The sequence below is a fragment of the Burkholderia sp. E168m22 genome (genome assembly GCF_001319805.1).
Taxonomy (GTDB): domain Bacteria; phylum Pseudomonadota; class Gammaproteobacteria; order Burkholderiales; family Burkholderiaceae; genus Burkholderia; species Burkholderia orbicola.
Genome location: NZ_BBSK01000028.1, coordinates 23456 through 37618 on the forward strand (window position 1 = coordinate 23456; position 14163 = coordinate 37618).

Consider the following 14163-nt stretch of genomic DNA (forward strand, 5'->3'; position numbering starts at 1 on the left):
AGGGTCGTTCAACGGGAGAACGGCCGGAGGGGATCAGGCCGACGCCGCGCCGCGCTTGGCGGGGAACAGGCGCCGGAAGATCCGCACGAACGCCAGGCCGTGCTGCGACCAGAAGCCGTCGCCATAGGACACGCCCTCGACCTGCTCGCGGATGCCGGTCGGCTCGACCGTGCGGCTCCACGACGCGGTGCCGAACATCATGTCCCACCACGGGAACAGCACGCCGAAGTTGCAGCCGTACTTGGTGCCTTCGTGGCCATAGCCGACCGCATGGTGGCGGCGGTGGAAGATCGGGCTGACGAGCAGGCGCTCGCCGAGCCAGCCGAACGACAGCCGCGCATTCGTATGCTGGATGCTCTGCACGAAGTTCGTGACCGCGGTGAGCACGACGAACTGCGACGGCGTCACGCCGATCACGAGCGCGATCGCCGCGAAGAAGCACGACTGCAGCACGTCGTCGAGCAGGTGGTTGCGGTCGTCGCACCACAGCGACATCTGGCGCTGGCTGTGATGGACCGCGTGCAGCTCCCACCAGACGCCGAACTTGTGTTGCCAGCGGTGATACCAGTAGCCGGCGAAATCGAGCACGACGAGGTAGATCGCGAACGCGACGATCGGCTGCGAGGTCACGCCCGGCCACAGATAGTCGAGGTTGACGTTCGCGACGCCGTGCAGGCGCAGCCACGCCTGGAAGTTGTCGAACACCGGCTGCAGCGCGAAGAAGAAGAACAGCGTGTAGATGCCGAGCTTCGAGATCGCCGTGTAGATCACGTCGACCCGCACCGCGCGGCGGTTCTTCCAGCGCTCGACCGGCAGCAGCGCCTCGAGCGGGCGCAGCAGCGCGAACATCAGCACCATCTGCAGCGCGCCGATGATCACCCAGTACAGCGCGTCGTAGGTGTCCTCGTCATAGTCCATCAGGTTGAACTTGAAGAGGAGCGGCTGCACGACGTCGACGTACAGCCAGGTCTGGATGTCCGACACGAACGCATCGATCAGGTGCAGCATCGTTCGCCTCCGCCCGTCACGCGCCGTTCGCCGCTCTCCACGGCGCGCGGTCGTAGAAGTAGATGCCGTGCGGCGAGCGGCCGACGGCGATCGTCTGCACCAGCTTGCGCGAGGCCAGGTCGATGATCCCGACCTTCTTCGCGAAACGGAACGTCACCCACAGCGTCTTCTTGTCGGCGGACAGCTCCATGTCGTCGGGGCCCGGCAACAGGCCCGTGATGTCGCCGACGTTGGTGAGCGTGTTCTCGTCGATGATGCTGATCGTGTTCGCGACGCGGTTCGTCACCGCGACGTGCGTGCCGTCGGCGAGCGAGCGGAAGTTGTGCGCGCCCTTGCCCGTGTAGATCTGCTTGACGATCTTCTGGTTGCGCCAGTCGACGACCGCGACGTAATCCGCGCCGGTCATCCCGACGAGCAGGAATTTGTCGTCCGGCGTGAGCCACAGGCCGGCCGGCACCTTGCCGACCTTCATCCTCCATTTGACCGTCTGCGTCGGCAGGTCGATCGCCGCGATCTCGCCGGACACCTGCAGCGACACGAGCAGCGTCTTGCTGTCCTTCGTGAACGCGAGGTGGCTCGGCATCACCGCGAGCGGCACGCGCTTCACGAGCTTCAGGTCGCGGCCGTCGTAGCCGTAGATGTCGACGCGGTCGAGCCGCAGGCCGGCCGCCGCGAACCACTTGCGATCGGGCGAGAAACCGAGCTGGTAAGGATCGTCGATCCCTTCGACGGTGCGCTGCAGCTTGCCCGTCTTAGGATCGAGGAACATCAGGCTGTTCGAGACCGAATTTGCGACGATCAGCGACGCGTTGTCGGGCGTCGCCATCAAATGGTGCGGTTCCTTGCCGGTCGGCATCGTGGAAACGACTTCGCGGGTCTGCTGGTCGATCAGGGAAAGCGTCGCTTCGGCCGAGTTGAGAACGATCACGTTATTCGCGTGGGCGGCGGGCGCCAGGACGGCGGCGGCCAGCGCGAGCGTGCGGCCGAGGGAAAGGAAAGTGCGCATGAAGACTCACGTCGTGGAACAGCAGTCATTGTAGAACGTTCGGCGGGCCCCGCCGGTTGACCCATGCCGGCATTGCGCCGCTTCGACGCACGCCCCGCCTGCCGGACGAGCCGCGGCAGCAGGCGCCGTGCGGCCGGCCGGGGCCGGCCGCCGATGCCGGCCCGGCCCATCGAAGTTGCGCTAGCGCTGCATCGACTCCCAGACCTTGTGCAGACGCTTGACAGAGACCGGCATCGGCGTGCGCAGTTCCTGCGCGAACAGCGAAATCCGCAGTTCCTCGAGCAGCCAGCGGAATTCCGCGAGCCGCGCATCGGCGACGCCGCCGCGCTGCGACACCGCGCGCTGGTACTGCTGGGCGAGCGGCAGCAGGTCGGCCGACTGCTTCGCGTCGCGCGCCGGATCGGCCTTCAGCTTGTCGATCCGCAGCGCGATGCCCTTCAGGTAGCGCGGGAAGTGCGCAAGCTGAGCGTAAGGCGTGTCGATCACGAAACGCTTGCCGACCAGCGCGGCCAGTTGCTGCTGCAGGTCCGCATGGGCCTGCGCGAACGGCTTCGCCTGCGCGAGCTTCTTCACGAGGCCCGCGTATTCGGCCAGGATCTGCCCGACGAGCCGCGCGATTTCCTGCGCGAGCAGGTTCAGGCGGCTGCGGCCCTCGTCGCGGCGCGCGTGGAAGCTCGCGTCGTCGTCGGGCAGCGGGTCCTGCAGGCACGCGCGGTCGAGCGCCGTATCGATCAGCTGGTCGCGCAGCTCGTCCTGCGTGCCGAGCGACATGTACTGCATCGCCATCTCGCGCAGGCCCGGCAGGTTCTTTTCGAGGAACTTGATCGGCTCCTTCAGCTGCAGCGCGAACAGCCGCCGCAAGCCGGCCCGGTGGATGCGCGCGGCCTCCTCCGGCGAATCGAACACCTCGACGTCGCAATGCGTGCCGCGGTCGACGAGCGCCGGATAGCCGTACAGCGTCTGGCCGCGCCGGCGGATTTCCAGCAGCTCGGGCAGCTTGCCGAAATTCCACGTCGTCAGGTTCTCGTACAGCGCGGTCGCGCCGGTTTCCGCCGCGGTGGCCGTCTGCGGCGCCGCGCCCTTGCCCGGCTTGCCGCCCTTCGCCGCCGAACCCGGCGCGGCAGCGGGCGCCGGCGTATCGCCTGCGTCGCCCGCGCCGGCATCGGCGCCGCCGGTCGCGATCGTCGACGCCGCCGCGATCTTCTGGAACTGCTGCTGCGCCTGCGCGCCCAGTTCCTGGCGAAGCTGCGCGAGATTGCGCCCCATCGCGAGCTGGCGGCCGTGCTCGTCGATCACCTTGAAGTTCATGAACAGGTGCGCGGGCAACGTCTCGAGCTTGAAGTCGGCCGTTTTCATCGCGACCTGCGTCTCGCCGCGCACGTCGGCGATCAGCGCCTCGACGAGCCCACCCGCACCGAAGCGCTCGCGGCCCATCCGCTCGACGAAGCCGGCCGCGTACTCGGGCAGCGGCACGCAGTGCCGGCGCAGCTTCTGCGGCAGCGACTTCAGGAGCAACTGCACCTTTTCCTTCAGCATCCCCGGCACGAGCCACTCGCAACGGCGCGCGTCGACCTGGTTCAGCGCGAAGAGCGGCACCGCGAGCGTCACGCCGTCGCGCGGCGTGCCCGGCTCGAAATGATACGTGAGCGCCATCTCGACGCCGGCCATCGTCGCGCGCTTCGGAAACAGGTCGGTCGTGACGCCGGCCGCCTCGTGGCGCATCAGGTCGTCGCGCGACAGGTACAGCAGCCGCTGCTTGTCCTCCGCCTGGCCGCCCTTCTTCACCTCGTCGCGATACCAGCGCTCGAACGCGGCGCCCGTGTGGATGCCTTCGGGAATCGCCTGGTCGTAGTACGCGTAGATCAGCTCGTCGTCGACCAGCACGTCCTGGCGGCGCGACTTGTGTTCGAGCTGCTCGATGTCGGCGAGCAGCTTGCGGTTGTGCGCGAAGAACGGCAGCTTCGTGTCGAATTCGCCTTCGACCAGCGCACCACGGATGAACAGCTCGCGGGCGCGCGCCGGGTCCTGCTTGCCGAACGCAACGCGCCGCCGGTGGTAGATCGGCAGCCCGTACAGCGTCGCGCGCTCGAATGCGCTGACCTGCGCCGGACGCTTCTCCCAGTGCGGCTCCGACAACGATTTCTTCAGCAGGTGCGCGCCGATCTTCTCGACCCACTCGGGCTCGATCTTCGCGAGGCAGCGCGCGTACAGCCGGCTCGTCTCGACCAGTTCGGCCGCCATCACCCAGCGGCCGGCCTTCTTCGCGAGCGCGGAGCCCGGCCACAGGTAGAACTTGATGCCACGCGCGCCAAGGTAATGCGGATCGTCGTCGGCCTTCATCCCGAGGTTGCCGAGCAGGCCCGTCAACAGGGCCAGATGAATCTGCTCGTAGGTGGCCTCGACTTCGTTGAGTCGCCAGCCGTGCTCGCGCACGACCGTCAGCAGCTGCGAATGGACGTCGCGCCATTCGCGCAGCCGCAGGTGCGACAGGAAGTTCTGCCGGCACGCGTCGATCAACTGGCGATTCGACTTCTTGTGCGCGACGGCCTCTTCGAACCACGCCCAGATCTTCAGCCACTGCAGGAATTCGGAGCGCTCGTCGGCGAACCGGCGATGCGCGTGGTCGGCCTGCTCCTGCGCCTCGATCGGGCGGTCGCGCGGGTCCTGCACGGACAGCGCGCTCGCGATGATCAGCACCTCGCGCAGCGACTGCTGGTCGCGCGCGGCGAGAATCATCCGGCCGACGCGCGGGTCGAGCGGCAGCCGCGCCAACTCGCGGCCGAGCGGCGTCAGCGCGTTGTCGTCGTCGACCGCGCCGAGTTCGTTGAGCAACTGGTAGCCGTCCGCGATCGCGCGGCCGGGCGGCGGTTCGAGGAACGGGAACGATTCGATCGCCGTCAGGTGCAGCGATTTCATCCGCAGGATCACCGACGCGAGCGACGAGCGCAGGATTTCCGGGTCGGTGAAGCGTGCGCGCGCCTGGTAGTCGCTTTCCTCGTACAAGCGGATGCAGACGCCATCGGCCACGCGGCCGCAGCGGCCCGCACGCTGGTTCGCGGCCGCCTGCGAGATCGACTCGACCTGCAGCTGCTCGACCTTGTTCCGGTACGAATAGCGCTTCACGCGCGCGAGGCCGGTGTCGACCACGTAGCGGATGCCCGGCACCGTCAGCGAGGTTTCGGCCACGTTGGTCGCGAGCACGATCCGGCGCGCGTTCGACGCCTTGAACACCTTGTCCTGGTCGGCCGCCGACAGCCGCGCGAACAGCGGCAGGATCTCGGTGTGCGGCGGATGATGCTTGCGCAGCGCCTCGGCCGCCTCGCGGATCTCGCGCTCGCCGGGCAGGAACACCAGCACGTCGCCAGGGCCTTCGCGGCACAGCTCGTCGACCGCGTCGACGATCGCGTCCATCAGGTCGCGCTCGGCCTCGCGCGCGGTCTTCACGCGATCGCGGCCGCCCGTGCCTTCGGCGTTCTTCACCGCCGGGCGATCCTCGGCCACCGGGCGGTAGCGCATCTCGACCGGATACAGCCGCCCGCTCACCTCGATCACGGGCGCCGGACGCTCGTCGGTACCGAAATGGCGCGCGAAACGGTCGGCATCGATCGTCGCGGACGTGACGATCAGTTTCAGGTCCGGCCGCCGCGGCAGGATTTCCTTCAAATAGCCGAGCAGGAAGTCGATGTTCAGGCTGCGCTCGTGCGCCTCGTCGATGATCAGCGTGTCGTACGCCTTCAGCAGCGGATCGGTCTGCGTCTCGGCGAGCAGGATGCCGTCCGTCATCAGCTTGACGGATGCGCCCGGCGCGAGGTTGTCGGTGAAGCGCACCTTGTAGCCGACCACCTCGCCGAACGGCGTGCCGAGTTCCTCGGCGATGCGGCGGCCGGTCGACGATGCGGCCAGGCGCCGCGGCTGCGTATGGCCGATCAGGCCCGTGCCGCCGGCGCCGAGGCCGCGGCCGAGATCGAGACAGATCTTCGGCAACTGCGTGGTCTTGCCCGAGCCGGTTTCGCCGCAGACGATGACAACCTGATGACCGGCGATCGCGCGCGCGATTTCGTCGCGCTTGCCCGACACGGGCAGGCTTTCGGGGTACGTGATCGGCGGGACGGGATTCGGTGCCACCGCGGCACGCGGCGCACGTTCGCGGCGCGGGGCGCACTCGCCCGTTGCCGGCGGCGCGCCCTTCGCGGCCGGCTGGCGCGCGTCGCCGCGCCGTTCGTCATTGCGCGGCCCGCGCGGTGCGGGTGCCGGCTTGCCCGCCGGCATGCCCTGCTGCTGGCGCGGCGGCTGGCCCTGCTGCTCGCGCGCATCGGCCGCACCATCCGGGTGCTTCGCCGACGGCGTATTGGCCCGCGTCGGCGCGGGACTTTTAGAAACATTCGACATGGGGGCGCATTATAATCCCGCCCATGAATTCCCAAACCGACCTCCCTCCCGCCCAGACCGGCGCCGCGACGCCGCCGGCCGCCGACGATTCGGCCGCCAGCCACGCGCAGTTCGTCGACTGGATGCGCTCCGTCGCGCCCTATATCCACAAGTTCCGCAACAGCACGTTCGTCGTGGGGTTCGGCGGCGAGGTGGTGCAGCAGGGGCTGCTGAATGCGCTCGTGTCCGACATCGCGCTCCTGCAGGCGATGGGCATCCAGATCGTGCTGGTGCACGGCTCGCGCCCGCAGGTCGAGGAGCAGCTGAGCCTGCACGGTGTCGAATCCGAGTTTTCGCACGGGCTGCGCATCACCGATGCGCGCGCGCTCGAATCGGCGAAGGAAGCGGCCGGCGAAGTGCGTCTCGACATCGAGGCCGCGATCAGCCAGGGTCTGCCGAACTCGCCGATGGCGCACGCGCACATCAGCGTCGTGTCCGGCAACTTCGTGACCGCGCGGCCGGTGGGGATTCTCGACGGGGTCGATTTCGCGCACACGGGCATCGTGCGCAAGATCGACGCCGAATCGATCCGTCATTCGCTCGCGAGCCGCAAGCTCGTGCTGCTGTCGCCGCTCGGTTTCTCGCCGACCGGCGAGGCCTTCAACCTGTCGATGGAAGACGTCGCGTCGGCGGCCGCGATCGCGCTGCGCGCCGACAAGATCATCTTCCTGACCGACGGGCCCGGCATCGTCGACGACGAAGGCGAGCTGGTGCGCGAAATGTCGCTCGACGCGGCGGCCGAGCTGCTCGATTCCGGCAACATCCAGGGCGACGACGCGTTCTTCCTGAAGCACTCGATCCGCGCGTGCCGCGGCGGCGTGACCCGGGCCCACCTGATCCCGCAGTCGCTCGACGGCAGCATGCTGCTCGAACTGTTCCTGCACGACGGCGTCGGCACGATGATCTCGTACGAGAACCTCGAAAGCCTGCGCGAGGCGACGCCGGACGACGTCGGCGGCATCCTGTCGCTGATCGAGCCGCTCGAGTCCGACGGTACGCTGGTGCGGCGCGGCCGCCACCAGATCGAACGCGACATCGACCACTTCTCGGTGATCGAGCACGATGGCGTGCTGTTCGGCTGCGCGGCGCTGTACCCGTACCAGCAGGAGAAGATCGGCGAGATGGCGTGCCTGACGGTCGCGCCGGAAGCGCAGGGCTCGGGCGACGGCGAACGCCTGCTCAAGCGCATCGAGCAGCGCGCCCGCGCGCGCGGCCTCACGCACATCTTCGTGCTCACGACGCGCACCGAGCACTGGTTCCTCAAGCGCGGCTTCGTCAAGGTCAGCGTCGACGACCTGCCGGAAGACCGCCGCAAACTCTATAACTGGCAGCGCAAGTCGCTCGTGCTGATGAAGCAGCTCTGAGCGCAGGCACGACTGCCCTTCCCCCCAGACACCGATTACAGGAGAAGTACACGATGGCTCGAATGATCCAATGCGCGAAGCTCGGCAAGGAAGCCGAAGGCCTCGATTTCCCGCCGCTGCCGGGCGAACTCGGCAAGCGCATTTACGAGAGCGTCTCGAAGGAAGCGTGGCAAGGCTGGCTCAAGCAGCAAACGATGCTGATCAACGAAAACCGCCTGAACATGGCCGACCCGCGCGCGCGCCAGTACCTGATGAAGCAGACGGAGAAGTACTTCTTCGGCGACGGCGCGGACCAGGCGTCCGGCTACGTGCCGCCGACGGAAGGCTAAAGCGACGCTCGACTCGCGACGGCCGGCAGCGCCGATCTCGTCGTGACTTGAAGCAAACGGCCGAACGGCACCGTGGATCGCACGGTGCCGTTTGCTTTTGGGACGCGTGATCCGGTGCGAGCCGACGCCGCGCGACGCACGCTCGGTGCGGCGCGCGAGGCCGACGGAGCGCCGAATCACCGAATCGCCGCATCGCCAGCGTGCCGAATCACGCCGGCCTCCACCGCTCAACCCGCCGGTTTCAACGTGCCGCGATCGTCCGGCTGCGCCGGCTCGCCGACCGGACGATCGGCGCTCGCGCCTTCGGCGCCCCACTCGGCCGCATCGCTGCGCTCGGCGCTCGACAGCTCGTCGGCGCGATATCCGGTGCGATTGAGCAGCGCCAGCATGCACGCCAGCGACACGAGCGCGTACAGCCCCGACGCGATCGCGACGCCGACGATGCTGCCGGTCGCATTGAGGATCGCCTGCGCGAGCACCGGCGTACCGCCGCCGACGACCAGCGCACTCAACTGATACGCGAGCGACAGGCCCGTATAGCGGATGTTGGCCGGAAACACGCGCGCGAGCACGCCGCCGACCGCGCCGTAGAACATCGCCGACGGAATCGTCGAAATGCACATGCCCGCGACGGCGACCCAGTACGAACGCGTCGCGAGCGCATGGAACATCACGGGCATCAGCACGATTTCCGGAATCAGGATCCAGCACATCGCGCGCCGCATGTCGACCTTCGACACAAACCACGCGCCGACCGGCTGCATCAGGAATTGCACGACGAGCGAGATCGACAGGATGCCGAGGAACGTGCCCTGCGCGTAGCCGAGCGTCTTCGTCGCCCACGACAAAGCGAACGTGCTGCGGAAATACGTGACGTTGATCACCGGCAGCGTGCCGGCCGCAAGCAGCACGACGACCCAGTGGTCGCGCACGACGTCGCGCAGCGGCAGCTTGACCGTGCGCTTGCGCGCGAGCACGCGCTGCATGTCGACCGACTCCTCGAGCCTCAGCCGGATCACCATGCCGATGATCACGAGCACGGCCGACAGCAGGAACGGAATGCGCCAGCCCCACATCAGGAACGACGGGGTCGGCAGCGCGCTCAGCACGAAGAATGCCGCCGTGGCCAGCAGGTTGCCGGTGGGCGAGCCTTGCTGCGCGAACGCCGCATACAGGATGCTGCGATGCTTCGGCGCATTCTCGCTCGCGATCAGCACCGCGCCGCCCCACTCGCCGCCGACCGCGATGCCCTGCAGCACGCGTAGCGCGACGAGGCCCGCCGGCGCCCACACGCCGATCGACGCGTAACCGGGCAGCAGGCCGATGCCGGTCGTCGCGAGCCCCATCATCACCAGCGTGATCACGAGCGCGGTCTTGCGGCCGACGCGATCGCCGAGATGGCCGAACACGATGCCGCCGAGCGGCCGCGCGGCGAAGCCGGCCCAGAACGTGACGAACGCGAGCAGCGTCGCGACGCCGGGGTCCATCGTGCTCGAAAAGAACACCTTGCCGAACACGAGCGCCGCGGCCGTGCCGTAGATGTAGAAGTCGTACCACTCGATCGTGGTGCCGACGAACGCCGCGAGGGCGGCGCGGCCGGGCCGCGGTTGTGCTGCGGGCGGGGATTGCGGACGGCTCATCGATGTCTCCATATTGTGATGATCGGGGGCGCGACTCGCGCGCGCCTTTCCCGGGTGGCCGGCATCACGCCGCCGGCCGGCGGCGTCGTGTCAGTCGGGCGGCGACTCGCCGGCGGCCGTCTTCAGCACGCCGGCATCGAGCAGTCGTTGCTGAAGCGCGCGATCGACGCCGAGCCGGTCGAGCACCGCGCGCGTGTCGCGGCCGAGCGCGGGCGGCGCCGACCGGTAGGTGGCCGGCGTGCGCGACAGCTTCACCGGCGACGCGGTGCCGCGATACGCGCCGATCTCGACGAACAGGCTGCGATGCAGCGCGTGCGGATCGTGCGCGACGTCGGCCACCGTGCGCACCGGCCCGCACGGCACGCCGGCCGCCATCAGGTCGCGCGCCAGCGGCTCGCACGCGTGCGCGGCGAGCCGCGCTTCCAGTTCGGCCTTCAGCTCGGGCCGGTGCGCGCAGCGGCTGCGGTTGTCGACGAAGCGCGGATCGGCGGCGAGCGCGGGCGCGCCAAGATGTGCGACCAACCGCGCGAACTGTCGGTCGTTGCCGACTGCGAGGAAGATCGGCACGGTCGCCGTGCGATAGCTGTCGTACGGCGCGATGTTCGGATGCGCGTTGCCGCTGCGTTCCGGCACGCGGCCCGAGCCGAAGAAATTCGGCAGGTGCGGATGCAGCAGCGACACGCCGCAGTCGTACAGTGCGACGTCGATCGACTGCCCGCGCCCGCTCTTCTCGCGCTCCGCGAGCGCCAGCAGGATGCCGGCGAGCGCGTTGAGCCCCGTGACCATGTCGACGATCGGCAAACCGATGCGCGTCGCGTCGCCGTCGCGTTCGCCGTTCACGCTCATCAGCCCGGCCATCGCCTGGATCACCGCGTCGTAGCCCGGCAGCCCGCCGAGCGGGCCGTCGTCGCCGAAGCCCGTCACCGCGCAGTGGATCAGGCGCGGGAAAAGCGGCTGCAGGTCGCGTGCGTAGTCCATCCCCCAGCGCGCGAGCGTGCCCGGCTTGAAATTCTCGACGAGCACGTCCGCTTCTTCGAGCAGGCGCCACAGGATCGCGCGCCCTTCGTCGTGCGACAGGTCGAGCGCCAACCCTTCCTTGTTGCGGTTCACGCCCATGAAGTACCACGCCGTGTCGCCGAGGAACGGCGGCCCCCAGCCGCGCGTCTCGTCGCCGGCGGGCGGCTCGATCTTGATCACCGTCGCACCGTGGTCGGCGAGCGCCTGCGTGCAGTACGGGCCGCCGAGCACCCGGCTCAGGTCGACGACCTTCAGGCCGTCCAGTGCGCCACGCGTCGGGTTCATCGTTCGACCTCCGGCAGCAGGTCGAGCGCCATGTCGAGCGCGACCGGCAGGCCACGCAGCAGCGCGTCGGACGCGGCCGATTCGTCGTCGCGCGGGGTCGGCGCGAGCGGATCGACCGGCAGCAGCTTGTGCCGCACGATCAGGTGCGCGAGCGCGAGACGCCGGAAATCCGGCGCGAGCCGTGCGCCCTCGCAGGCCATCAGCACGGCCGCGCTCGCGTAGTACAGCGCGGACGCGGCCTGCCGCACGCGCGCGTCGTCGCCTTCCCCGGCCACCCTCGCAAGTGCATCGCATGCCCGTACGAGGATGCGCCGCAGCGCCGTGCGGCTCGCCTCGGGCAGCGGCGCCGCGCCCAGACGATCGCCGAGGAACGTCCGCAGCGCGTCGAGCGCATGCTCGCGCTGCGCGGCACGCACGACGTCGAGCGCGACGATGTTGCTCGTGCCTTCCCAGATCGAACCGAGGTGCGCGTCGCGCACGAGCCGCGCATCGCTCCATTCCTCGATATAGCCGGTGCCGCCGCGCACTTCCATCGCGTCGCCCGTCACGCGGCGCACGTCGCGGCAAGCGCGGAACTTGATCAGCGGCGTCAGGATCCGCACGCAGCGCGCGGCCTGCTCGTCGCCCGCGTCGGCCTGCGGCAGCAGCAGCGCGATCTGCATGAACATCGCGCGTGCGGCCTCGGCCGGCAGCAGCATCTTCATCAACTGGCGCTGCATCAGCGGCATCTCGATCAGCTTGCGGCCGAATGCCTCGCGATGCGCGGCGACGTGCAGCGCTTCGTTCAGCGCGCGCCGCATCAGCCCCGCCGCGCGCACGCCGTTCGACAGCCGCGACATGTTGATCATGTCGGCCATCTGGTGAAAGCCGCGGCCGATCTCGCCGATCAGGTACGCCTGCGCACCTTCGAGCGCGATCTCGCCGCTGGCCATCGAACGGCTACCGAGCTTGTCCTTCAGGCGCACGATCCGGTAGCGGTTGCGCGTGCCGTCCGGCAGCGTCTTCGGCAGCAGGAACAGCGCGAGGCCCTTGATGCCGTCCGGCGCGCCGTCGGGCCGCGCGAGCACCATCGCGAGATCGGCGTCCGCGTTCGAGCAGAACCACTTGTCGCCGGTCAGGCGCCAGACGGTCTCGCCGTGCGCGTCGGTTTCGCAGGTCGCGCGCGTCGCGATACGGCCGACGTCGGAGCCGGCCGCCTGCTCGGTCATGAACATCGCGCCCTGGTATAGCGTGTCGAAGTCGCGCGATGCGAGCCGCGGCAGGTAGCGCGCGACGAGCGCGGGATCGCCGAAGCGGCGCAGCGTGCGCGTCAGCGAATCGGTCATGCTGACCGGGCAGCACAGCCCGAATTCCGCCTGCACGAACAGGAACGTCAGCGCGTACTTGACGAGCGGCGGCACGGTTTCGGCTCCATGGCTCAGTGATGCGAGCCCGAGCTCCGCATACGCGACGCGTTCGAGCGCGACGTACGCCGGGTCCTTGTCGATCCGCTGCACGGCCTCGCCGCGCCGGTTGCGATGCTCGAGCACGGGCGGATGCTTGTCCGCGCGCGACGCCCATTCGTCGAGTTCGCCCGACACGCGCGTGCCGAGTGCGCGCAGCCGCGGCTCGAGTTCGGCATAGTGCGCGTCGCCGAGATGCAGCTTCAGCAACGCGCCGAGATCGGGATCGAGGGTGAAGAAATTGATGCCTCGGGTATCGGGAATATTGGATGCGCCGGTGTCCGGCGTGCGAGCGGTGTCGTTCATGCGTGCGTCTCCTGGGTTGCCGGTGCAGCGACCGGGCCGCGCGCCGCAGCGCCCGGCCGGTCCTGCATCGAGCCTCCCGCAGAGCGTAGGCGCGCGATCGATAAGCGTCCAATACAGGATTTGTCCGGTACGATAGAGATCGCTTATCGATGCCGACGCCGGGAGGAGACACCGTGGAACTGAGGCAGTTGCGCTACTTCGTGGCGGTCGCCGAGGAGCTGCATTTCGGGCGCGCGGCGAAGCGCCTGTTCATCTCGCAGCCGGCGCTGAGTTTCGACATCCGCAAGTTCGAGGACGCGCTCGGCGTGCAGCTGTTCTCGCGCACCAACAAGACGGTCGCGCTGACCAACGCGGGCGAGGTGCTGCTCGGCGAAGCGCGCCGGCTGCTGCTGCAGGCGGACGAAGCCGAGCGCCTGACGGTGCGCTCCGCGTCGGGGCTCGCCGGCCGGCTGCGGATCGGCTTCGTCCATTCAATGCTGTATCGCGGGCTGCCCGACGCCGTGCGGCGCTTCGAAGCCGACTATCCGGGCGTCGAGGTCGTGCTGAGCGAGATGAACACGCACGCGCAGGTGCAGGCGATCCAGCGCGGCCAGATCGATCTCGGCTATGCGCACTGGGGCCACTTCCCGCCCGAGGTCGAATCGGTGGCCGTCTATGCGGAGCCGTTCGTGTGCTGCCTGCCGGCCGCGCATCCACTGGCGCGGCGCAGGCAGGTCGCGCTCGCCACGCTCGCGACGGAACCGTTCATCCTGTTTCCGCGCGACGCCGCGCCGCACTATCACGACCTGATCATCGCGCAGTGCGTGAACGCGGGATTCAGTCCGCTGATCCGCCACGAGGCGCGGCTGTGGCAGACGATCCTGTCGATGATCGAGTTCGGGATGGGCATCGCGCTGGTGCCGCGCGTGCTGCAGCAGGCGAAAAGCGACCGGCTCGTGTTCCTGCCGCTGAAGGATGCGTCGCTCGAATCGCGCACGCTCGCGCTGAAACGCAGCGGCACCGCCGAACCGGTGGCGCTGCGCTTTGCCGGCTACGTGCGCGCGTCGATCGACGCGCTGCCTGCGCTGGCGGGCTGAGCGCGCGAACCGGTGCTTGCGGCTATTTGAAAAAATTTGCAGAAAGGGCTTTACGAGCCCCAAAATCTCTGACATAATTTGATTCTTCTTTGGGCGGTTAGCTCAGCGGTAGAGCACTGCCTTCACACGGCAGGGGTCACTGGTTCGATCCCAGTACCGCCCACCAAAGAATTCAAGGGCCTGCGTCTCACGACGCAGGCCCTTTTCGTTTTGGCGTCGCGCGTGTCCCGCGACGCGGGCGCCACGTCATTCGACGCCACGC

At 68.7% G+C, this 14163-nt stretch carries 9 protein-coding genes and 1 tRNA gene; 4 read left to right on the plus strand and 6 right to left on the minus strand.

What is annotated here, in order from left to right; translation table 11 throughout:
* Positions 1-33 precede the first annotated feature (33 nt).
* The 3 genes from AP428_RS08385 to hrpA all read right to left on the minus strand — a co-directional run bounded on the left by AP428_RS08385 (position 34) and on the right by hrpA (position 6403).
* On the minus strand, positions 34-1008 hold the full coding sequence (locus tag AP428_RS08385; RefSeq protein ID WP_023477463.1) for a sterol desaturase family protein: 975 nt from the start codon (positions 1006-1008) through the stop codon (positions 34-36).
* A 16-nt stretch (positions 1009-1024) separates the two neighbouring features.
* Positions 1025-2014 carry a beta-propeller fold lactonase family protein gene (locus tag AP428_RS08390; protein WP_054927971.1) on the minus strand — a complete coding sequence of 330 codons (990 nt, stop codon included), beginning with the start codon at positions 2012-2014 and terminating at the stop codon, positions 1025-1027.
* Positions 2015-2194: 180 nt separating this feature from the next.
* Positions 2195-6403: an ATP-dependent RNA helicase HrpA gene (gene hrpA / locus AP428_RS08395; protein ID WP_054927972.1), complete on the minus strand. Its 4209-nt coding sequence runs from the start codon at positions 6401-6403 to the stop codon at positions 2195-2197.
* A gap of 23 nt (positions 6404-6426) precedes the next feature.
* On the opposite strand from hrpA, the gene argA reads away from it, so the two are divergent.
* On the plus strand, positions 6427-7806 hold the full coding sequence (argA, locus tag AP428_RS08400; RefSeq protein WP_006497806.1) for an amino-acid N-acetyltransferase: 1380 nt from the start codon (positions 6427-6429) through the stop codon (positions 7804-7806).
* A gap of 53 nt (positions 7807-7859) precedes the next feature.
* Positions 7860-8135 carry an oxidative damage protection protein gene (locus AP428_RS08405; protein ID WP_006478357.1) on the plus strand — a complete coding sequence of 92 codons (276 nt, stop codon included), beginning with the start codon at positions 7860-7862 and terminating at the stop codon, positions 8133-8135.
* A 227-nt stretch (positions 8136-8362) separates the two neighbouring features.
* Here AP428_RS08405 and AP428_RS08410 read toward each other — a convergent pair whose 3' ends face one another.
* From AP428_RS08410 to AP428_RS08420, 3 genes are all read right to left on the minus strand, one after another.
* The gene (locus AP428_RS08410; RefSeq protein WP_054927995.1) at positions 8363-9775 is read right to left on the minus strand and encodes an MFS transporter; all 1413 of its coding nucleotides are present in this window, start codon (positions 9773-9775) and stop codon (positions 8363-8365) included.
* A gap of 90 nt (positions 9776-9865) precedes the next feature.
* Positions 9866-11077, minus strand: a complete 1212-nt coding sequence (locus tag AP428_RS08415; protein ID WP_054927973.1) for a CaiB/BaiF CoA-transferase family protein — start codon at positions 11075-11077, stop codon at positions 9866-9868.
* The gene (locus AP428_RS08420) at positions 11074-12825 is read right to left on the minus strand and encodes an acyl-CoA dehydrogenase family protein (RefSeq protein ID WP_054927974.1); all 1752 of its coding nucleotides are present in this window, start codon (positions 12823-12825) and stop codon (positions 11074-11076) included. The genes AP428_RS08415 and AP428_RS08420 overlap by 4 nt, the downstream gene beginning before the upstream one ends.
* Before the next feature lie 173 nt (positions 12826-12998).
* On the opposite strand from AP428_RS08420, the gene AP428_RS08425 reads away from it, so the two are divergent.
* Positions 12999-13901, plus strand: coding sequence for a LysR family transcriptional regulator (locus tag AP428_RS08425; RefSeq protein ID WP_053526301.1), 903 nt, complete (start codon positions 12999-13001; stop codon positions 13899-13901).
* Positions 13902-13992: 91 nt separating this feature from the next.
* Positions 13993-14067: transfer RNA gene (locus AP428_RS08430), tRNA-Val, on the plus strand.
* Positions 14068-14163 lie beyond the last annotated feature (96 nt).

Excerpts from the sequence above, each read along its gene's own strand:
- AP428_RS08385 (WP_023477463.1), bottom strand. The coding sequence starts at position 1,008 with ATGCTGCACCTGATCGATGCGTTCGTGTCGGACATCCAGACCTGGCTG.
- AP428_RS08390 (WP_054927971.1), bottom strand. The coding sequence starts at position 2,014 with ATGCGCACTTTCCTTTCCCTCGGCCGCACGCTCGCGCTGGCCGCCGCC.
- hrpA (WP_054927972.1), bottom strand. The coding sequence starts at position 6,403 with ATGTCGAATGTTTCTAAAAGTCCCGCGCCGACGCGGGCCAATACGCCG.
- argA (WP_006497806.1), top strand. The coding sequence starts at position 6,427 with ATGAATTCCCAAACCGACCTCCCTCCCGCCCAGACCGGCGCCGCGACG.
- AP428_RS08405 (WP_006478357.1), top strand. The coding sequence starts at position 7,860 with ATGGCTCGAATGATCCAATGCGCGAAGCTCGGCAAGGAAGCCGAAGGC.
- AP428_RS08410 (WP_054927995.1), bottom strand. The coding sequence starts at position 9,775 with ATGAGCCGTCCGCAATCCCCGCCCGCAGCACAACCGCGGCCCGGCCGC.
- AP428_RS08415 (WP_054927973.1), bottom strand. The coding sequence starts at position 11,077 with ATGAACCCGACGCGTGGCGCACTGGACGGCCTGAAGGTCGTCGACCTG.
- AP428_RS08420 (WP_054927974.1), bottom strand. The coding sequence starts at position 12,825 with ATGAACGACACCGCTCGCACGCCGGACACCGGCGCATCCAATATTCCC.